At 50.1% G+C, this 20,067-nt stretch carries 25 protein-coding genes; 17 read left to right on the top strand and 8 right to left on the bottom strand.

Annotated elements, in window-relative coordinates:
• The first annotated feature begins 14 nt into the window (after positions 1–14).
• Positions 15–512: a GNAT family N-acetyltransferase gene (locus AB9R92_RS16770; protein ID WP_370670553.1), complete on the top strand. Its 498-nt coding sequence runs from the start codon at positions 15–17 to the stop codon at positions 510–512.
• A 181-nt stretch (positions 513–693) separates the two neighbouring features.
• Here the strand turns inward: AB9R92_RS16770 and AB9R92_RS16775 are convergent, their stop codons facing one another.
• From AB9R92_RS16775 to AB9R92_RS16795, 5 genes are all read right to left on the bottom strand, one after another.
• Entirely contained in the window at positions 694–1,707 is a 1,014-nt protein-coding gene (locus AB9R92_RS16775; protein ID WP_370670554.1) for a PQQ-dependent sugar dehydrogenase, read from the bottom strand.
• 258 nt (positions 1,708–1,965) lie between these two features.
• A complete protein-coding gene (locus tag AB9R92_RS16780) occupies positions 1,966–2,286 on the bottom strand; it encodes a hypothetical protein (protein WP_370670626.1) in 321 nt (106 codons plus the stop codon).
• A 24-nt stretch (positions 2,287–2,310) separates the two neighbouring features.
• Positions 2,311–2,523 (bottom strand): hypothetical protein, encoded by a 213-nt coding sequence (locus AB9R92_RS16785; protein ID WP_370670555.1) that lies wholly within the window; start codon positions 2,521–2,523, stop codon positions 2,311–2,313.
• Positions 2,524–2,627: 104 nt separating this feature from the next.
• Positions 2,628–3,017 (bottom strand): ribonuclease HI family protein, encoded by a 390-nt coding sequence (locus AB9R92_RS16790; RefSeq protein ID WP_370670556.1) that lies wholly within the window; start codon positions 3,015–3,017, stop codon positions 2,628–2,630.
• Positions 3,014–3,709, bottom strand: coding sequence for a queuosine precursor transporter (locus AB9R92_RS16795; RefSeq protein ID WP_370670557.1), 696 nt, complete (start codon positions 3,707–3,709; stop codon positions 3,014–3,016). The genes AB9R92_RS16790 and AB9R92_RS16795 overlap by 4 nt, the downstream gene beginning before the upstream one ends.
• 142 nt (positions 3,710–3,851) lie before the next feature.
• Here AB9R92_RS16795 and AB9R92_RS16800 point away from each other — a divergent pair, with 142 nt between their 5' ends.
• The 3 genes from AB9R92_RS16800 (at position 3,852) to AB9R92_RS16810 (ending at position 7,415) form a co-directional block, all read left to right on the top strand.
• The gene (locus tag AB9R92_RS16800) at positions 3,852–4,049 is read left to right on the top strand and encodes a zinc-finger domain-containing protein (protein WP_370670558.1); all 198 of its coding nucleotides are present in this window, start codon (positions 3,852–3,854) and stop codon (positions 4,047–4,049) included.
• Positions 4,050–4,205: 156 nt separating this feature from the next.
• Complete coding sequence (locus AB9R92_RS16805; RefSeq protein ID WP_370670559.1) at positions 4,206–5,432, top strand: ATP-grasp domain-containing protein; 1,227 nt, start codon at positions 4,206–4,208, stop codon at positions 5,430–5,432.
• Positions 5,433–5,450: 18 nt separating this feature from the next.
• On the top strand, positions 5,451–7,415 hold the full coding sequence (locus tag AB9R92_RS16810; protein WP_370670560.1) for a hypothetical protein: 1,965 nt from the start codon (positions 5,451–5,453) through the stop codon (positions 7,413–7,415).
• Positions 7,416–7,471: 56 nt separating this feature from the next.
• Here AB9R92_RS16810 and AB9R92_RS16815 read toward each other — a convergent pair whose 3' ends face one another.
• Complete coding sequence (locus AB9R92_RS16815; protein WP_058380613.1) at positions 7,472–7,678, bottom strand: cold-shock protein; 207 nt, start codon at positions 7,676–7,678, stop codon at positions 7,472–7,474.
• A gap of 162 nt (positions 7,679–7,840) precedes the next feature.
• Here AB9R92_RS16815 and AB9R92_RS16820 point away from each other — a divergent pair, with 162 nt between their 5' ends.
• The 4 genes from AB9R92_RS16820 to AB9R92_RS16835 all read left to right on the top strand — a co-directional run bounded on the left by AB9R92_RS16820 (position 7,841) and on the right by AB9R92_RS16835 (position 11,891).
• Positions 7,841–8,476: an HD domain-containing protein gene (locus tag AB9R92_RS16820; protein ID WP_370670561.1), complete on the top strand. Its 636-nt coding sequence runs from the start codon at positions 7,841–7,843 to the stop codon at positions 8,474–8,476.
• Positions 8,473–10,365 (top strand): ABC-F family ATP-binding cassette domain-containing protein, encoded by a 1,893-nt coding sequence (locus AB9R92_RS16825; RefSeq protein WP_370670562.1) that lies wholly within the window; start codon positions 8,473–8,475, stop codon positions 10,363–10,365. Before AB9R92_RS16820 ends, AB9R92_RS16825 begins: the two co-directional genes overlap by 4 nt.
• 20 nt (positions 10,366–10,385) lie before the next feature.
• Complete coding sequence (locus AB9R92_RS16830) at positions 10,386–11,516, top strand: conserved virulence factor C family protein (RefSeq protein ID WP_370670563.1); 1,131 nt, start codon at positions 10,386–10,388, stop codon at positions 11,514–11,516.
• Between the two features lie 72 nt (positions 11,517–11,588).
• On the top strand, positions 11,589–11,891 hold the full coding sequence (locus tag AB9R92_RS16835; protein WP_370670564.1) for a hypothetical protein: 303 nt from the start codon (positions 11,589–11,591) through the stop codon (positions 11,889–11,891).
• Positions 11,892–11,984: 93 nt separating this feature from the next.
• Here AB9R92_RS16835 and AB9R92_RS16840 read toward each other — a convergent pair whose 3' ends face one another.
• Both AB9R92_RS16840 and AB9R92_RS16845 read right to left on the bottom strand, forming a co-directional pair.
• Positions 11,985–12,683, bottom strand: a complete 699-nt coding sequence (locus tag AB9R92_RS16840; protein WP_370670565.1) for a potassium channel family protein — start codon at positions 12,681–12,683, stop codon at positions 11,985–11,987.
• A 29-nt stretch (positions 12,684–12,712) separates the two neighbouring features.
• Entirely contained in the window at positions 12,713–13,135 is a 423-nt protein-coding gene (locus AB9R92_RS16845) for a VOC family protein (RefSeq protein WP_370670566.1), read from the bottom strand.
• 265 nt (positions 13,136–13,400) lie between these two features.
• On the opposite strand from AB9R92_RS16845, the gene AB9R92_RS16850 reads away from it, so the two are divergent.
• The 9 genes from AB9R92_RS16850 (at position 13,401) to AB9R92_RS16890 (ending at position 20,066) form a co-directional block, all read left to right on the top strand.
• Positions 13,401–13,835, top strand: a complete 435-nt coding sequence (locus AB9R92_RS16850) for a BrxA/BrxB family bacilliredoxin (protein ID WP_370670567.1) — start codon at positions 13,401–13,403, stop codon at positions 13,833–13,835.
• Entirely contained in the window at positions 13,832–14,614 is a 783-nt protein-coding gene (locus AB9R92_RS16855; RefSeq protein WP_370670568.1) for a class I SAM-dependent methyltransferase, read from the top strand. The genes AB9R92_RS16850 and AB9R92_RS16855 overlap by 4 nt, the downstream gene beginning before the upstream one ends.
• Positions 14,615–14,865: 251 nt before the next feature.
• Positions 14,866–15,459, top strand: a complete 594-nt coding sequence (locus tag AB9R92_RS16860; RefSeq protein ID WP_370670569.1) for a YpjP family protein — start codon at positions 14,866–14,868, stop codon at positions 15,457–15,459.
• A 122-nt stretch (positions 15,460–15,581) separates the two neighbouring features.
• Positions 15,582–16,523 (top strand): thymidylate synthase, encoded by a 942-nt coding sequence (locus AB9R92_RS16865; protein WP_370670570.1) that lies wholly within the window; start codon positions 15,582–15,584, stop codon positions 16,521–16,523.
• Positions 16,524–16,542: 19 nt separating this feature from the next.
• Entirely contained in the window at positions 16,543–17,037 is a 495-nt protein-coding gene (locus tag AB9R92_RS16870; RefSeq protein ID WP_370670571.1) for a dihydrofolate reductase, read from the top strand.
• Complete coding sequence (locus tag AB9R92_RS16875; protein WP_370670572.1) at positions 17,030–17,749, top strand: lysophospholipid acyltransferase family protein; 720 nt, start codon at positions 17,030–17,032, stop codon at positions 17,747–17,749. Before AB9R92_RS16870 ends, AB9R92_RS16875 begins: the two co-directional genes overlap by 8 nt.
• Positions 17,750–17,812: 63 nt before the next feature.
• The gene (locus AB9R92_RS16880; protein ID WP_370670573.1) at positions 17,813–18,652 is read left to right on the top strand and encodes a DegV family protein; all 840 of its coding nucleotides are present in this window, start codon (positions 17,813–17,815) and stop codon (positions 18,650–18,652) included.
• Between the two features lie 29 nt (positions 18,653–18,681).
• On the top strand, positions 18,682–19,479 hold the full coding sequence (locus tag AB9R92_RS16885; protein WP_370670574.1) for a GDSL-type esterase/lipase family protein: 798 nt from the start codon (positions 18,682–18,684) through the stop codon (positions 19,477–19,479).
• Positions 19,480–19,490: 11 nt separating this feature from the next.
• On the top strand, positions 19,491–20,066 hold the full coding sequence (locus AB9R92_RS16890) for a YpmS family protein (protein ID WP_370670575.1): 576 nt from the start codon (positions 19,491–19,493) through the stop codon (positions 20,064–20,066).
• Position 20,067: the final 1 nt, after the last annotated feature.

Below are 20,067 nucleotides of genomic sequence, written 5' to 3' on the forward strand. Positions count from 1 at the left end.
AAAGGATGAATGCCATGGACTACCGGCGATTAAAACCAGAAGATGCTGAGCAGTACCGGGAACTTCGCTTGACGGCATTGCAGACAGATGCCGATGCATTTTCGACTGACTTCAACGAAGCGAGCCAAAGGCCGGTGAGTGCGACCGCTAACAATCTCGCCAATCCTGCCGCCATCACATTCGGTGCGTACGACGAGGGGCGTTTGCTCGCTATGATGACGCTTCGCAGGTTGACGGGGAAGAAGACCAGCCACCGAGCTGAAGTGTTGGCCGTCTATGCAGCGGAAGAAACGAGGGGGAGAGGCGTTGCGCCAGTACTATTTGATCATTTGCTGGCGTATGCGAGCGAATGCTATGGGCTTGAGCAGCTTGAACTGGCCGTCAATTCCGCCAATCCGCGCGCGATTCGCTTTTACGAACGGTTCGGCTTTCAGCGCATCGGCATCACGCCGAATGCCCAAAAGGCGGACGGCCGTTACATCGATGAATTGTTGATGGTGCTGAAGCTGTAGTAATGAAAAAAAGTGTTGAAGAAGTCTGTGATCGGCTATGAATCAAAAGGAGATTACCTATTCAATATATCAAAATCAATGTCCTGTCCAAGTATTTGGAGTCGTGCGACAAGCTTCGGAAAATACGGCTTCTTACCTTTCTAGAAAAGCAGAAAAAAGCGGAGACCCTGGTCTCCGCTTTTTAGCGTTCGTTTAAAATATACAGTTTGTCGTCGCCTTCTGTCGGGGTGCCGCGGCCATCGGTGTTATTCGTGATGAAATACAAGTTGTCGCCGTCCGAATGAACGTCGCGGATGCGCCCGTAGCCTTCTATGGAATCGGTGATTTCTGCCGACTCCGGATCCAGCACTTTGATCGCTGTCCCGCGAAGAGCCGCGATGTATAATGCTCCATCGTGAAAGTCGATCCCGCTCGGTGCCCAGGTATCATTTGCGCCACTCGTGACAAGCGGCGCTTCCAACCCCTCAGCGGTTTCTTCCCCTTCGATATCGGGCCAGCCATAATTGGCATCTTGTTCGATAATGTTGATTTCGTCGTTCGCGGATTGGCCATGTTCGGAGGCGTACATTATCCCCTCATCCCAGGCTATGCCTTGAGGGTTGCGATGGCCGAGCGAATAGATTTCAAATTCATTGAATTCGTTGAGGCGCAGAATCTTGCCGTTGACTGAAGCAGGGTCTTGCGCAAGGTCCGGTTCGGATGCGTCTCCAATCGTCGCATAGAGCGTGCCGTCTTCACTGAATTCTAACCTGCCGCCGTGATGGACCTTGCCTGTCGGAATACCTGACAGGAGAACGGCCGTTTCCGACCAACTTCCGCCATCCAACCGGAATTCCGCAATTTTATTATAGGCATTGCCATTGTCTTCGTAAACATAATAGCCGTAAGCTTCCTGTGAGTTATCGAAGTCCGGCTTCAGCACGAATCCGAGAAATCCGGCTTCGGAAGCCGAAGACAAAGGCGAAGAGAAATTGACATCCTGGCGTTCCATATTTCCATCGCCATCGATGTAAGCGACGGTTCCAGGGCGTTCCGATATATAGAAAGCATCTCCTTGCTTGTTGATTGACCAAGGGGCTTCAAGGTCTGTGGCGATCACATCTGCAGGCGCGGTCGCTTCATCGGGATTTGCCGGCGCATTGCTGCATCCGGCAAGAGCTGCTGCAAGAATCCCGGGAAAAAGCCATTTTTTCAACTTGAAAACCTCCTTTTTATTCATCATAATCGAAGCAGGAAGCGTTGGGAAATGAAAAACAGCAAGGAGGGCGGAACATGCCGTTACTAAAGGATGTCAAAGAACAAGAAGAGCTGCGAAAAAAACGCAATTTGGTCCGCATCATCACGTGGATCAGCATCGCGGTCGCGCTGTTCATCCTGTGGTATGTAATTTAACGAAATGCATAGGAAAACGCGAAGCCCAAGACCCGGGGTTCGCGTTTTCACGTTTTTGCAGTTATGCATTTGTTTTTTGCTGCGGCTTGGCGATGACCCATTCGACGATGACAAACACTGCCACGAGGACGATCATCAAATTGACCAGCCCAGCGTCCAAATACTTATCGCGGAAAATGATGGCGACCGTCAAAACGTAAAAGACGGCCTGTGTCACTTTTGCAGCAGGCGGCACTTCGTTTTTCGGATAGCGCAGCCGGCCGAGCTGGAACGCCAGAAAAGCGAACAACAGAATCAAGTATTGGGGCCAGCTGAAGCTGTGATTAACCAGGTTATTCATCAATGCATAAACGATTAATGGAATGAGATACAATAAAAGCATTTTCAAGGGAGATCCTCATTTCTGCTATTTTTTGTGCGGAGTGCTGTTTTGCCTTTCTTTCAACAGCTGGACCAAATTGTAGACGGCGAAAGCGAGTGCAAGTCCGACGATAATCACCGACAATAGCGGATAAAGCGATACGCCGTTTTGTATGATGTCCACGATGCGAGCGTAGATGATGAATGGGCCGATCAGGATGATGAAAATATCGAGTGCGGTTCCTAATTTCGATCTCATAAATAGCCTCCAGTAAATCAGTATGACACCATCATATCAGAATCGCCTGTGACTGGCATGCCCAAAGTAAAAAGCAGCCGCTCAAAGTCGAACGGCTGCTTTCCTTATTTATGTTCTTTCAGTTTGTCGTTGGCAAGGGCATGAGCCGCTTTGTTCTGGGAATCCGGAATCCATTTGATGAAGCAATAATCGAATCCGTCCGCAATCGATAAGGATTCCTCGAGCAGCTTCTTGTAGAGCGGATTTTTGACGAAGCGTTTTTCGAAGGCGTCGACAACGAGCTTTGAATCTGATTTGATGGACACCATGCCGGTCGTGAGCGGGCGAGCAAGTTCAAGGCCTTTTAACAGCGCCGTGAATTCGGCCTGGTGATTATCCATTTCGCCGACGTATTCACTCCATTTAATGGAATGCCCTTCGCCTCTCAAAAACACGCCGACCGCGCTGACGTTGACACCGCCGGCCGTCGATGCGTCCACGAACAATTCAATCATCGCACAGCCTCCTGTTCATCGAGCGGGCGGATTTTCTTCGCGATATAACCGAACGGCGTATCCAGCACCGACACGATAAATTTCAGGACGTAAGTCGAGATAAAGATCTGAATCCAGACATCGAATGGAAAGACACCGAAAAAAGCGATCGATGTGAAGATCAAAGTATCGATTAATTGGCTGAGCAAGGTCGAGCCGTTGTTGCGGATCCAGAACTGGCTGTCTTTCGGGAAAATTTTCCGCAAGGCAGAAAAAACGATGACGTCGATATGCTGTGCGAGCAAATAGGCGATCATGCTGGCGATGGCAATTTGCGGCACCAACCCGAAGACCGTCTGGAGTGCTTCGTGTGCAAAATCGCTTTCCGCCGGGATGAATTGAAGGCCGAACTGCATCGTCACAACCATGATCAAAAGCGAGGAAAAGCCGAGCCATACGGCTTTTTTTGCTTCTTTTCTGCCGTATTTTTCATTGAGGATATCGGTTGCGAGAAAAGTCGAGGCGTATAAGCTATTGCCGAGCGTTGCGGTCAAGCCGATAATCTCGATCGTTTTTGTCACTTGGATATTCGCCAGGATGGTGGCGAACGCGACCCAGGCGAACAGCCCGGTCTTGCCGAACACTTTGTACATGATAAGCAATAACACAAAATTGAACAGGGCGAAGCCGAGCCCTAAAAATTCATTAAACAAACTGCTTCCTCCTTAGTTTTGGTAGAGCGGGAAGTTTCGAACCGCTAAAGGACGAAAATGTCCCAAGCCAGTATACCGATTGTTGCAGAAAAAAACAAATTCATAGTAGAATAATAGAATGACATTTTGCGGAGGGACCCGAATGAAGAAAGTATCCATCATCAACGAAATCGATGAAATGCTAAACACGTATTGTGAAGGCTGCTTTGTCAAAGCCCAACTCCGCAAGGACGAAGGAAAAACAGCGGCGCACCGCTTTTGCATCAGCGAATGCACAGTCGGCACCCAATTGCAGTTTTTGGGGCAGGAATTGAATAAGATCGGCACGGGAAGCAAGTAACCCCGTATACCCCCTATGAAGGAATATTCGTTTCTCCATAGGGGGCTTTTTTTGATTTGAACACCGGCACGTGTACATTCATCGATGTTTATCGGGGTTTGATTAGGCAATAATAAACTGTATAATGAAAATATTGCGAAAGGGAGGAGCAGATTTATGACAGAAATGAACACCGCATCAAAAAAGACTGCTATTTTGGGCTGGAGCATTCCGGCGATCGAAGCGATGGATAAATTGAACAGGCCATTTGTCGTTGTCGGGCCGCCGGATTTTGCCAGTTTCGCGAAAGAACACGATATTCCCTTCATTCCATGGGATTTCGACCGCTTAAACGAAGGATCGGATGAATTATACGAGCGGTTAAAGGAAATGGATGTCAAGCTGTCAGTCCCGATTTATGAAGAGACGGTGGAGTGGGCCGGGGTTTTGAATGCACGCTTTTTGGATGACCCGCGTATATTCAACCGCTCGCTCTTGCTGCGTGACAAAGGCTTGATGAAACGCAAAGCGCAAATGTCGGGCATTAAAGTCGGCGTATTCGAAGAAGCGTATTCAAAAGATGACATCCATCGCTTCTTGAAGCGCGTCAATGACGCATTGATCAAAATAGACGGGGATACCAATGACCCGATCCACATCAAGCCGTTGAACAAGGCTGGCACAGTTGGCCATATGATGATCCAGGACGCCAACGATATCGACAAAATCGAAGTGCAGGAGTTCCCTTATCTGATGGAGAGCCATTTGGACGGGCAGGAGTTTTCCTGCGAAGTGTTCGTTCATGACGGGGAAATTAAATTCCTCAATATTACGGAATACGTCAAACTCGGGCATTCCAATTTTGTGCCGGCCTCCCCGGCACTCGAAGAATGGCGCCCTCAAATCAAAGAACAAATCCAAAAGCTGATCGACTCGTTCGAGATCAAATACGGCGTCATCCACCCGGAATACTTCATTTCCCACGACGGCACATTGAATTTCGGGGAAGTGGCAGCGCGCGTTCCTGGCGGCCATATCTTTGATTTGATCGAACGTGCATATGGATTCAACGCCTTCCAGGCACAGATCTTGTGCAGCGACCCGGATACGACGGCTGAAGAACTAGAAGAATTTTTCCCGGAAGAAGTCAGCTCGGCTACAGGCTATGCCGGCAGCTTGATGGTGTATCCGCGTGTTCGGTTGATCGAGAAATTGGACGTCCCGGCAGAGTTGAAGAACGATCCTTATTTTGAAAAGCACGATTTGTTCATTCCGGTCACTTCGAAAGTGGCGGAACGCGTCGGATTCGGCAACCATTACGGTACACTGTTCTTCTTTGGGGACGATAGCGAGCGCATGGAAGACTTGCTGAAAACGTACGAGAACTACGATTTCTACCATTAAAAATCTGGGGGTTTATCAATGGCGACTGAAGCATCTACATTAAAAGAAAAATTCGGGCAAGCCCTCCGTACGCTTGAAGAGGCAAAACCGTTTGCAAAGAGCATGTACCAAACGGAAGTATTCCAGCTAGCGACGGAACTGGCAGAAACCGACGAAGGATTGGCGATGCTGTATGATTATGCGGCTGATTTCGACAAAGCCGGCGTATTCAACGGGGGGCCATGGGCGGAAGCGGAGAACCTGGAGCCGGCGTTTGTCGGCGGGTCGCTTCACGTCAAAGGGCTCAATTCAGTGGTGGAATTGATGAGCGAGCTGCGCATGCTGTCGATTTCGGAAGCGCAGTACAGTCATGAAAAAGTGACGCCAGAAGAAGCCAGCGCTTTCTTAAATGAAGTATTGGCTTTGAATTTGGATCTGTTGTTTCCGGCGGAGACCGAAGAAGCACGGGTTGAAGGCGGCGGGGCGCATCTTGAAAGAGGGGAACGCCTTTTCCGCTTTCTTGGCGACAAACTGTCCTACCGGGCGGTTGCGCAAAAACTTGTTGAAGAGATCGAGCGGCTGACGGTACAGCGGCCGATCATGGTCGACCGCATCGTCTCGATGATTGATGCGGCAACGCAGATGGTCGATGAAGACATCGATAGCCAGACGAAAGAAACTTTGCATTATTTCGAGAAGGCGGTCACTGCGCCTACTGCGTTAAGTGCACAAGAACCGGACTTGAAAGCCTACCGCAAAAAATTGGTCGACGCAGATGACGAAGCGCTCAAGCAGGAAGCGCATGAATTTGCGGCCTCCATGAACAAAACGGGGCTCGTGGCACCGATTGCGGCGATCTACCTGCGTTTTATCAATAGAAGCAAACCGGAACTCATCCCGTCATTCCTGGATTTATCCGAAATGGGTGTGGCCAGCTTCAACGCCAATCAGGAATTGGTCCAGGACATGATCCACTTTGCGGTCTACCCGCAGACGAGCCGCGTCGTGTATGGCTTGTCCCGCATGCTTGACCGCGGCGTATTGACACAGGATCCGATCATCCCGGGCATCCGGAGGCTATTTGATATCGACATCCGCCCGGAAGTGAAAAAACGGATTTTGCGGCCTGAATTCCGCAAAGGCGGGCTTTCCGGAAATGGCGTGCTCGTTGGGGGTGTCATTTCAGTTCTTGGCCAGCCGCTCGGCATCGGCCAGGGCTTGAACCCGACTTGCCAATCGGCACGCGCCATCAGCTTATGGGCGCAGCACGGCATCTCGCAATTGCTCGATTACGTGGCGCGCGCAGTGCGGGAAAACGATATCGACATGATTTTTGAAGGCGAAGAAGTACATTCGAACGTTATTGAAGACGGCGTCGCTGCAGAAATCCACCACGAATTGGATCCTGTGTCGAGCGTGCTCGTTCCGCATCTCGATAAAATCTATAACGAAATGATGAAGAAAACTTTCTTGCGCGGCGAAGACGGCCATAAGTGGGTCAATCCCGAATTCTACGGGGAATGGATCCCTCGCGGATTCGCCAATATCATCGATCCGCTGACAGGCTTTGTGACGGATTACGACGCTTTCGTCCGCTTGTTCTATGCGACGCATCATCCGGAGTATAACGAAGGCCATGAAATGATCTACCCGAACCCTGTCGGCATTTACATCACCAATGTGCACGGCAAATTGCTCGGGCTCCATGCGGTATCCATACAGCGCGTGGCGGAAGATCCAGATGAGGAATACCGCATCTACTTCTATAACCCGAACAATGACAGCGGCCAGAACTGGGGGCAGGGAATCGAAACGAGTGTCACCGGAAAAGGCGAACTCGAGGGCGAATCATCCCTGCCATTCCATCAATTTGTCGCCAGGATGTATGCATTCCATTACAACCCATACGAACAAGGCGACACGTATATGGTAGAGGAAAGCGATGTGGAGCAAGTCGAACGATTGGCCCGTGAAAGCTGGGGCCAGACCTATACATGGGCTTGATTCCATAAAAAAGAAGACCCAGGAAAAAATTCCTGGGTCTTTTGCTGTTTCAATTTTTACGGTTGGTCCTGCACAACGTTTGCTGCTTGCGGCCCGCGATTGCCGTCGATGATATCGAACGAGACGGCTGCGCCTTCTTGCAGCGATCGGAAACCATCACCTTGGATGCCGGTAAAATGGACGAAAACATCATCACCGTTGTCACATTCGATAAAGCCATAGCCTTTTTCTGAATTGAACCATTTCACAATTCCGTGGTGCATGGACCTTCCCCCTAATATTCAGATTGTCAAACCCTTAGCCGTAGAGCCAATGGATGGCTTAACTATACATGATGGTGCATATAAGGTCAACATGGCGCCGGGACGCCGTTTCAGCCCATTTCACGTTATAATGGAAACACGACACCTTAAAGGAGAGAATGCATGAATCCCCAAATATTAGCGGACTGCCGCACGAAAGTAAAAAGCATCTATGAACAGTTCGATGCGAGCCACGACTGGCAGCACATCGAACGGGTCCTGGAGAACGCCCGCTATATTGCACAGGCGGAAGGCGGCGATCAGGCGATGATCGAGCTTGCTGTCCTGTTGCATGACGTCTCCGACCCAAAATACAAAAAAGCAGGCGAAGACCCGGAACAAGAAATCCTCCGAGAGCTCGGGCTATCAGACAAAGAGCGCAGCGACATCCGCTCGATCATCCGGACCGTCTCCTTCAAAGGCGGCACGAACGAGGAACCGGAATCGATCGAAGGCAGAATTGTCCATGATGCCGACCGGCTCGATGCCATTGGCGCCATCGGCATTGCGCGGGCCTTTGCATACGGCGGCGCAAAAGGCCGTAAACTATATGACCGGGGTGAACAAGCACGCACGTCCATGACCGAAAGCGAATACCGGAATGGCGATACGAGCACCGTGACGCATTTTTACGAGAAGCTTTTGCTCTTGAAAGAGCTTATGGTGACGGATAGCGGAAAGCAAATGGCTGAAGAACGCCACCGATTTATGCTATCCTTTCTAGAGCAACTACAAAACGAAACGGATGGGAAAAAATGAGCCACTTACACGTAACAAACTTAAGCAAATCAGTGGGGGTCAAAACCCTCTTCACCAATGTTGAATTTTCGCTGTACCCGGGAGAGCGCGCCGGATTGATCGGCGTCAACGGCACCGGCAAGTCGACACTTCTGTCGATCCTGGCCGGGGATCTCGAATCCGACACCATGGAAATGGACCATCCAAAAAAATACCGGATTACTTATTTGATGCAGGAGCCGGAATTCGACGAATCGCTGACCGTCCTCGAGACGGTTTTCTCCGGCGACTCGCCGCTGCTCGCGCTTAACCGCTCTTACGAAAAAGCGCTGCAGAACATGATCGCCGACTCCGGATCTGAACAATTACAGGAAGAGTTGATGAAAATCCAGGAAGGCATGGAACGCGAAAATGCCTGGGATATCAACGCTTTGGCCAAAACGGCGTTGACCAAGCTTGGCATCGATATGTACGACCAGCAGATCAGCGAATTGTCCGGCGGCCAGCGCAAACGCGTGGCGCTCGCAAAAGCCTTGATCGAACCGGCCGACTTGATCCTCTTGGATGAGCCGACCAACCATTTGGACGCAGGCTCTACCGAATGGCTGCAGGAAACGCTGTTGCGTATGAACAGCGCGATGCTGTTTGTGACGCATGACCGCTACTTCCTCGACGCTGTCTCAACGCATATTTTTGAACTGGCGGATCAGACAATGTACACGCATAAAGGAAACTATGGCGATTACCTGGAAGCGAAAGCCGTGCGCGAAGAAATGGCCGAAGCGACGAAACAGAAGATGCACAACCGTTTCCGCTCTGAACTGAAATGGATCCGCCGCGGCGCGAAAGCCCGGAGCACAAAGCAAAAAGCGCGCATCCAGCGCTTTGACCAGTTATCGGAAGACCTTCAATCGACGTCCGATAACACGAGCCTTGAGTTGTCCATGCAAAGCCAGCGGCTCGGCAAGAAAATCATCGAAGGGAAAAACTTGGCCGTTTCATACGGCGACCATCGAATTTTCCATTCGTTCGACTTCCTCCTGCAAGGCGGCGACCGCATCGGCATCGTCGGCCCGAACGGCGCAGGGAAATCGACGCTCATGAAATTGATCGCCGGTGACTTGGAGGCGAACAGCGGCACGTTGGATTACGGCAGCACCGTCAAAATTGCGCATTTCACACAACGTTTGCCGGAAATGGACGAATCCCAGCGCATGATCGAATACATCCAGGAAGTATCGAGCGATTTCGAAGCGGAAAAAGGCGTGCGCTTGTCTGCGACTCAAATGCTCGAACGCTTCTTGTTCCCATCGAATGCCCACGGCACTTTGATCGGCAAATTGTCAGGAGGCGAGCGCAAGCGCTTGTACTTGCTGAAATTGTTGATGGAAAAACCGAATATCCTGTTGCTCGATGAGCCGACGAATGATTTGGACATCCAGACCTTATCCGTCCTGGAAGACTTTTTGGAGAACTTCCCAGGCGTCGTCTTGACCATTTCCCACGACCGCTTTTTCCTCGACCGAATCGCGAAAAAGCTATGGACGCTCGGTAGCGGAACGGTCGATGAGTACCAAGGGCTCTATACCGACTGGCTGAAAGAAAAAAAGCCGGTAGTTGAGCCGCAAGCTGCTACTGTGGCAAATGACGCACCGGCTGTTGAAGCTGCACCGCAGGCACCGGAAAAAAAGAAGAAGATGAGTTTCCTCGAGAAGAAGGAGTATGACGGCATACTCGATAAAATCGCGGAAGTGGAAGAGAAAATCGAACAGGCTGAAGCAGAAATGTCCAAAGCCGGCTCTGATTTTGATAGATTGCAGCAATTGACCGACCAAATCGATGCTTACACCGCCGAGTACGATGAATTAATTGAGCGGTGGAGCTATCTGCAGGAACTGGCAGAAGCGTAATATACTCAGGAGGGATTATCTTGAAAATACTAGCGATTGAACCGACTCCAAGCCCGAATACGATGAAAGTGATCATCGACCAGGAATTGCCGTTCGGGAAAAGCCATAATTACAAGAAAGACCAGACAGAAGGCGCACCGAAAGAAGTGCAGGAAATCTTAGAGATCGATGGCGTCAAGGGCGTCTACCATGTGGCGGATTTCCTTGCAGTTGAACGCAACGCGAAATCCGACTGGGAAGGCATTCTTGCGGATGTGCGGCGCGTCTTCGGCGAAGGCAATGGTTCCGAGGAAGAACTCGAGATCGATGAGCATTTCGGCGAAGTGTATGTCCATGTACAGGAATTCAAAGGCATTCCACTGCAAGTTAAAGTGTTCGATTCCCAGTCGGAAGAGCGCTTCGCGATGCCGGAACGGTTTGTGCAGGCAATGAACAAGGTCATGGACCCGACCGATGAAAACTTCATTTTCCAGCGCAAATGGGCGGATTACGGCGTCCGCTACGGCGAAAAAGCGGAAATCGGCAAAAGCATGGTCGAGGAAATCGAAGCGGCCTATCCTGATGACCGCCTGGAATCCTTGACGAGCAAAACCGAATCGAATGAAGCGGCTGGCAAAATCAATAAACGCAGAGTGTCACTGGAAGAATTCGACGCACCCGATTGGGAAACGCGTTTCCAATTGCTCGGCCAACTCGTTGAAGCGGATCTCGAGGATTTGCCACTGCTAGGCAAGGCGTTGGAAGACGATAAGATGTCGATCCGCCGCCAAGCTGCCATCTACCTGGGGGACATCGACGACGAAGCGGTCGTGCCGTATGCAGAACAGGCGATGAGAGACAAGTCGTGGGCGGTCCGCCGCACAGCTGGCGACACCATCAGCGATCTCGGATTCGAAGCGTTCGAACCGGTCATGATCGAGACATTGAAAGACAAAAACAAGCTCGTGCGCTGGCGTGCCGCGATGTTCTTGTATGAAACCGGGACAGACAAAGCGCTTCCGGCACTGAAAGATGCGGAAAACGACCCTGAGTTCGAAGTGAAGCTTCAGATCAAGATGGCGATTGCCCGCATCGAACAAGGCGAAGAAGCGCGCGGCTCGGTATGGAAGCAAATGACCGAAGCCCGCCAGACGATGAAAGACAATAAGTAAGAGACAAATGTTTCCCGCCTGCTTCCTTGAGGTAAAGAGCAATACGACGCTTTACTTGAAGGAGAGAGAATAATGGCTGAAAAACAAGTGTATTCAATTGAAGTCCTATGCCGCGGCAAATACGAATCGTGGGAATTTGAAGAAGAAGAGGAGCGCGACAGGTTTTATGAGTCGGTGAAGAAAAAGTTTGCTGATCATGCGTTTAAAGAAGAACCAACAGATGTGGAAGATACGGAAATCCTGCAGCTGAGCGCCAATTCCATGCATATCGGCGACGAAGGCGAAGTGGACCAGAAAATGCGCTATGACTGGTTCCATTACGATAGTTTCGGGGATATGCTGTCGTATATCAACGGGCAGTATAAGAAAAAATAAGAATTGAATGCGAAAAAAAGAGTCGGTCGCCTGTGAACTCTACAAGCGGCCGACTCTTTCTTATGATTAGTGGTGAGAACTTCAAAAAGCCTGTCATTCCATTTTTTTCTTTAAATAAGCTTGGATAAGCTGGTGATCTTCTACGCTCAGTTTTTCGATTTTCTTAATCGAATTGACGATATCGAGCACTGGGTCTTCTTCCACGGTTCGCCTGCGAGAGGCGAAATAAGCTGAAATGGCGCTGGTGAACGTTCCGATGATGCCGATTCCGACAAACATCAAAACGGCAGCCAGCAAACGCCCAACGCCGGTCTCGGGGTAGATGTCGCCATATCCGACAGTCGTAATCGTCACAATCGCCCACCAGATGGCATCGTTGTAAGTAACGATCTGGGGTTCGATCAGGATCATCGGGATTGGCACGAGAAAAATCAAAACAACCGCGAAAATCAGCAGTTTTTCCAAGCCATTCGTTTTTAAAACGGCGTACACAGGCTTTAAAAAGCGGGGGAGGATGCCCCATAATTTCAACATCCGGAAAAACATGAAAAAGCGCGCCGCCTGATAAATCGCATCCAGCGGGATGATGGCGACCAATTCGAGCGGATGGGATTTGATAAATGCCCATTTGCGTTCTGCTGCAAAAAAGCGGATGAAATAATCAACGAAGAAAATTCCCCAGATGACCCAGTGAACCAGAGTGAACCGTTCGTTGGAAACGAGCGCAATGATAACGGAAACGATCACCAGCAGGAACAGGAAAGATTCATAAAAGAAATTGCGTAATTTCATGTCAATCCCCCTTTAGTTTAAGACAGGAATTAATCCACTTCTCCCCATGCAGGATTCCATACCACTTCCCATAAATGGCCGTCCGGATCTTGAAAATGGCCCGAATAGCCGCTCCAAAACGTATCGTGGGCCGGATCGGTTATAAGGGCGCCTGCCTGTTCCGCCTGGGCCATCACCGCATCGACTTCCGCTTTGCTGTTGACGTTATGGCCGAGCGTGAATTCTGTAGGACTTGGCGGGCCCATCGCGACTTTCGTTTCGTGGGCGATGTCTTGGCGTTTCCAGATGGCGAGTTTCAGCCCTTGCTGAAGGTCGAAAAAGGCGACGGCGCCGTTGTCGAATTCTTCCCCGACGATTCCTTCTGTCGGTATGCCCAAACCGTCGCGGTAAAATTCCAGTGACCGTTCCAGATTGTCCACACCGATTGTAATGACAGAGATTCTCGGTTTCATGCGGTTCACTTCCTTTTTAGCTTCAGTTTACCAGAACTTTTAAGAGTGCTTATCAGATTTCAAGAATTATTAGCTCCAGACAAGTTCAGCTTAAGCTCTTCTAGAAGGCCTTACAGAGTATGAGTGTATTTCTTTAATTGTGCTTAGGCCGATGGTGGCGATAAAACGCATCCAAATCAATGAAATTAAACCGAAACTAAGTTAGAATGATGAGTGAAGATCTATAAACAAGGCATAAAAAATACCATAGAAAGCAGGGAGATAGATGAACGCATACGATGAGTACATGAAAGGCATTGTCGTCCCAATGCGCAAAGAACTGACAGAATCCGGGTTCACGGAGCTGACGACGGCAGAAGACGTCAACGAACATATGAGCAATTCACAAGGCGTGAGCCTCGTGATCATCAATTCCATCTGTGGATGCGCCGCAGGGCTTGCACGCCCAGCCGTACGTGAAGCAGTGGAACTCGCCGAGCACAAACCAGATCATTTGGTAACGGTATTTGCAGGACAAGACAAGGAAGCGACAGCGCAGATGCGCCAGTATTTCGAGGAAGTGCCGCCATCGTCTCCTTCGATCGCAGTCGTAAAAGACGGACAGCTCTCGCATTTCATCCCGCGCGAGGAAATCGAAGGCTTCGAGATGGAACAAGTGCGTGATGCCGTGAAGCGAGCGATCGAGGAAGCAGCGCAGTGAAGACGATCGTCACGACCGCTTACCGGCCGACTGATGCGACCAAGCGCCGTGCACAAGAGACCGCACAGCTCCTTGGCCAGCAGGCAGTCGAGCGCAACAAGCGGCCGATCTACAAACTGCACGAAGAACTAGCTGCGGACGTTCTCGTCTGTAAAAAAGAACGGCTCGAGCTTTATCCAGTCGGACAAAGCGAGCCGTTCTTTTTTCATCCCAATTCGGCGGCATTCCGCTCGAAGCGGCCGCTCGGAAACGATCCGCTCGTTGAAATCTCAGGACTCGAGCCGGGCGATGCCTATCTGGATTGCACGCTCGGCATGGCAAGTGATGCGCTCATCGCTTCACTTGTCGTCGGGGACACCGGAAGAGTGGTTGGTTGTGAAAGCGACCCGGTCATCGCCCATATCATCGGTGAAGGCTTGAAAAATTATCAGGACATGCCGAAACTGCACAAATCGATGAGGCGCATCAGAGTCGTCCCGCAAAATGCGGTCGATTATTTGAAGGGGCTTGATGAGAATTCCTTCGATGTCGTTTACATGGACCCGATGTTCACGGAACAGATTGCCGAAGCGTCAAACTTCGCGCCGCTCCGCAATAATGCGAATCATGGCCAACTGACAGACGAGTGGGTAGAGGAAGCGAAGCGAGTCGCAAGAAAAAGCGTCGTCTTGAAGGCGCATTTCCGCTCGACTGATTTTGAGGCGTTCGGCTTCAAGCGGCGCGTGCGCCCAAATACGAAATTCCATTTCGGCGTCATACAAATGAATAAAAGCCAATAAAAAAATCTCCCAAAGCGGGAGATTTTTTTAGTCTGTGATGGATAGAGAAGTCAAATACACAAGCATAAACAATAGACCCAATCCGATCAATAATGAAGCGTCCATGAAAATTCCTCCTTTTTTAAAAAAACAAGGCGTACTTACTTGCTTTATTGTACAATGAAATGGAACAAGATGAAACCTTTCCACATACAAATCGTTTATTACTATAACTATCTTGACAAAATGTTCAAAATTGAGGGTGATGTTTAGTGAAGAGTTGGTGGCAGAAGTCCTTGATGGTTGCTGTAACGGTTCTGACGCTAGGAGCCATTACACCGAACCATATGATCTGGGAATCCTTGCTCGACGAGGAGGATGGCCCAAAAACCCATGCAAGCCAAGGGCAAACGAAACAATATACGATCGAATGGATTGACCCGGAAGAATATTATGTGACGGCTGATTCGATTTTGGCCGATTTCCGCCAAGCTGCGGAAGAACAGTCCTATATGAAATTCGGTTCACGCATCGGCCCGGTGATCGATTCGGAATTCCGCACGCGCATTTTGCCGACGATCCAGGATGTCATCGACACGGAACTGGCCGCTTACGGCAAAGACAAATTGCGTAATTTGGCGATATCCGAAAAACCGTCCGGCGACCACGCCGAGAAAATCTTCCACGTTTACGACAAAGACAGCGGGCAAGATGAAATCCGCTTCCACGTGCGGACCGAGAAAAAGCCGCTTGAAGGCTATTCGTTCAATTTCCATTACCATTTGGCAAGCGACGGGTACCAGCGCCACATCAGCATTGGGGACATCTACTGGTCAAAAAACACACCGCCTAAATGGCTTTCCTGAAACCGTTATCACGATAACGGTTTTTTTTAATATCCTTATTTTTTCTGAAAACATGGTATTCTTAAAGTTTTTCTTATTCGAGTTGTTTTTGTTATGATGATACTAATAATGGAGGGAATTGCATGAAACAATATTTAGCGTTGTGTGAACATATTTTGGACCAAGGAGCCAAGAAAGAAGACCGTACGGGAACCGGGACGCTCAGCGTATTCGGGCACCAGATGCGTTTTGACCTGGCGGAGGGCTTTCCGCTCATGACCACCAAGAAAACGGCGTTCCGGCTGATTGTCTCAGAACTCTTATGGTTCATCAAAGGCGATACGAACGTCCAGACCTTATTGAAGGATAATAACCATATATGGGACGAGTGGGCATTTGCCCAGTGGGTCGAGAGCGATGATTATGCCGGGCCCGACATGAGTGATTTCGGCCGGCGGGCACAGCGCGATCCGGAATTTGCGGAACTGTACAAACAGCAAATGACGCTATTCCAGGAAAAAGTGCTGGCGGATGACGAGTTTGCAAAAAAATACGGTGATTTGGGGCCGGTCTACGGCAAACAATGGCGATCGTGGGCAGCGACTGACGACAGCCAGATTGACCAGCTGAAAAATGTTGTCGAATCGATCAAGAACAACCCCGACTCGCGCCGCCATTTGGTGACGGCTTGGAATCCGGAATTTATCGATGACATGGCGCTTCCGCCTTGCCATATCATGTTTCAATTTTATGTAGCGGACGGCAAATTGTCATGCCAGCTGTACCAAAGAAGCGCAGATGTCTTTCTCGGCGTGCCGTTCAATATCGCATCGTATGCATTGCTTACCCACCTCGTCGCGCAGGAATGCGGGCTTGAGCCTGGGGAATTTATCCATACAACCGGCGATACACATCTTTACGTAAATCATTTGGAGCAAGTGCAGGAGCAATTAAGCAGAGAACCGAAAGCCTTGCCGTCATTAAAATTAACGGAAGGCAAGTCGATGTTCGAGATGGACATGGAAGACATTCAAATCGAAGGCTATGACCCGCATCCGCGGATCAAAGCGCCTGTTGCTGTATAACGCCCAAGGAGGAGAACTTATGATTTCATTGATGGTGGCGCATGACCCGGATCACGTAATCGGCAAAGACAACCAATTGCCGTGGCATATTCCGGAAGATTTGGCTTATTTTAAAAAACATACACTCGGAAAAGGCATGGTGATGGGGCGCAATACCTTCGAATCGATCGGGCGCCCCTTGCCGAAGCGGCGTAATATCGTCGTGACGCGCAACACCGAGTATACCGCACAAGGCGTTGATATCACCCATAACTTGGTTGATGCGATTGAATTGGCCAGAGAGCAGCACGAGGAAGTAATGGTCATCGGCGGCGAGCAGATTTTCCGTGAAGCCTTGCCGATTGCCGACAGGCTGTATATTACACTGGTCCACCAGCCGTTCGGAGGGGACACGTTTTTTCCTGAATACGGAAGGGAATGGACCTTAGTATCGGAATCTGAACGCCATCACTCGAACGGCATCCCATATTCTTATTTAGTGTACGAACGTGCAGGGGGACAAACGCGTGATTAAGTCGGCCCGCACATTTTCGTATCTATTCGGTTATTTGCCGATTGCCGCCAAAAATTTGGCGAAGTTTAAAAAGCGCAAAGCGGGCATGAACCAACAGGAATATAGCCAGCTGATCCATAGCGAGCCCCAGAAATGGGCGTCGGGCATTATGCAGCGAACCGGCAGCCAGGTTGAAGTGAGCGGGCTCGAACACTTGCCGGAAGGGCCGGTGCTGTTTGTCAGCAACCACGAAGGCAATTTCGATATCCCGGTGCTGTTGTCGTCAATCCCGAAACCGTTTGGCTTTATTTCCAAAGAAGAAGTGAGGAAATTTCCGATCATCCCGTCTTATATGGAAGAGATGAATTGCGTATTCCTCGACCGTACCGACCGCCGCAGCGCCTTCAAGTCCATTACCGACACGATCGGAAAGCTTCGGGAAGGCCATTCCATCTTGATTTTCCCGGAAGGCACGAGAAGCAAAGGCCAGGGGCTCAAGGAGTTCAAAGCCGGATTCATGCGCATCGCCAAAGAAGCAAGCGTGCCGGTCGTGCCGATTGCCATCGAAGGCACGTCGCGCATCATGGAAAACAACAACAACCAAATCCGGCCGGCCCATGTAAGGGTTCAAGTGCTTAAGCCGTTTATGCCGGAAGAATTGGACGCTGCGGGCGTAAAAGCGGCGCAATTGGTCAAAAGCCGCATCGAACAAGCGCTGGCTGAAGTCCAGTAAACCTTGTGCGTAGAAAGCTAATCCCATTAACACCCTATAAGCTGATGAAATGGAAGTGAGCGAATGTCGAAAATTCACATTGTAACGGACTCGACTGCTGATTTGAAGGCAGAAGAAATAGACGCATACGGGCTTCACGTCGTTCCGTTGTCGATCCAGATCGGGGGCAAGACCTATCTTGACCGCGTCGATTTGGAACCGGAAGCTTTTCTTGAACTAATGAAAAATTCAGATGAATTCCCGAAGAGTTCCCAGCCGGCGCCGGGCGTCTTCAAAGAGCTGTATGACGAACTCGGCAAGGACGGAAGCCAAATCATTTCCATCCATATGACCGGCGGCATGAGCGGCACCGTGGAATCTGCGCGCACCGCTGCTGAATTGACGGATTCCGATGTCACGGTCATCGATTCCCGCTATATTTCCCATGCCTTGACCTTTCAGGTATTCGAAGCCGCGAGAATGGCGAAAGAAGGGAAAGCAGTCCAGGAAATCGTCGAACGCGTGGAGCAAGTGCGGCGCAATACGAAACTGTATGTCGTAGTCGATACGCTCGATAATTTGGTCAAGGGCGGACGCATCGGCAAAGGCCGTGCAATGATCGGGTCGTTCCTGAAGATCAAGCCGATTGCTTCGCTTGATGACGGGGAATACACGCCGGTGGCCAAAATGCGCAGCCATAAGCAAGTGGTGGATTATCTGGTAAAAGATTTTATCGAACGTACAAAAGGCAAAGTGGTCAAAGGCGTCGGCATCGCCCAGGCAAATGGCCAATCGATGGCCGAGCCGCTGCGCGAAAAAATCAAGGAGACCGGATTTACCGATATCCGTTATGATTTTACGACTCCGGTCATTTCCACCCACACGGGAATCGGTGCCATCGGTTTCATGTATTATACGGAGTAAACTAAAAGAAACATGAAGGAGAGACGAACGTGAAACGCATCCTGTATATTGTCATCGCTTTATCGATTGTGCTTGCGGGATGTGCTTCGACGTTCAATTTCGGTAAAGAAGAAGCGGCGCCGCGTTTGCCGGTAGAGTTCACCCCCTACACGGTCCCACCGAACTTCATCCCGCAGACCGTCATCATTACCGCACTTGGCGATTCTTTATCACAAGGCGTGGGTGATACGGAAAACCGCGGGGGCTATGCCGGGCGCCTGGCGCTCGAAATGGCGGAATGGCCGGGCGTGGAAGGCATCGCCCTTGAAAATACAGCGAAACGCGGCAGGAGAAGCGACCAATTATTGGCGCTGTTCCAGCAAGGCAAGCTGTCCGGCCCGCTGCTCGCTTCCGATTATATATTCATGACGATCGGCGGCAACGACGTCATGCGCATTGTCAAACGGGATTTGTTTTCATTGAATGTCGAAGCTTTCAGCGAAGAGTTGATTCTTTACCAGAACCGCTTTGAGACCATCTACGCATCCATCCGATCACTGAATCCGTCAGCGCCGCTCATCGTTGTCGGCCTGTACAACCCGTTTTCACTGGTGACGGATGAAGTGGAGGAATTCGATCAAATTATCGCCTCCTATAATGGAGTTATGGAAGAAACAGTGGAAGATGATCCGCATGCCTGTTTCGTGCCCGTCAGCGACCTGTTCGTCGGCAACGAGAATTTGGTTTACCATACCGACTTCTTTCATCCGAACAGCAAAGGTTATGACCTGATGGCTAAACGGGTATCGGAAACAATGGAACAATGCGGCATCAGCTTCCAGGGATAGGAGGTGGAAAAATGAAAAAATGGCGTTTTGCATTCTTTGTGCTATTGGTGTTGAACCTTGTTGCCGTCATTGGATTTTTCCTGTTCATTACGACACCATCCGATAATTTCAAAACCTATCAAGCGGAAAGCAGCCCACCGCCTGAAGGCAATACCGTTGTCGTCAACACGACCAAAGCCGACTTTGAAGGGATTGCGAATACCTATATCGCTGATGCGATGGAAGGCCAGCCGATGCCTTTGCGTCTCGCAGTAACCGATAATGTCAGCTTGTCTACCGAACTGACGGTATTCGGGGTAACTTTGCCAATCCTGTTGACTTTCGACCCGGTTGTGCTGCCGAATGGCAATTTGCTGTTGGAACAGCGTTCGGTCGAAGTCGGACGGCTCGACATCCCCCCGGAATCAGCGTTAAAATTGCTTCGAGACTCCGTGGATCTTCCAGAATTTATGGAAGTCATGCCGAAAGAAGAGGAAGTCTTGCTGAATCTCACCGAAATTCCCATCAACGGCGGCGTTTCAGTACGCGCAACATCGTTCGACCTTGAAGAAGACGACATCCGTCTTTTAGTAACGATTCAGCCATAAT

It is taken from the genome of Planococcus sp. SSTMD024 (genome assembly GCF_041320495.1).
Lineage (GTDB): Bacteria > Bacillota > Bacilli > Bacillales_A > Planococcaceae > Planococcus.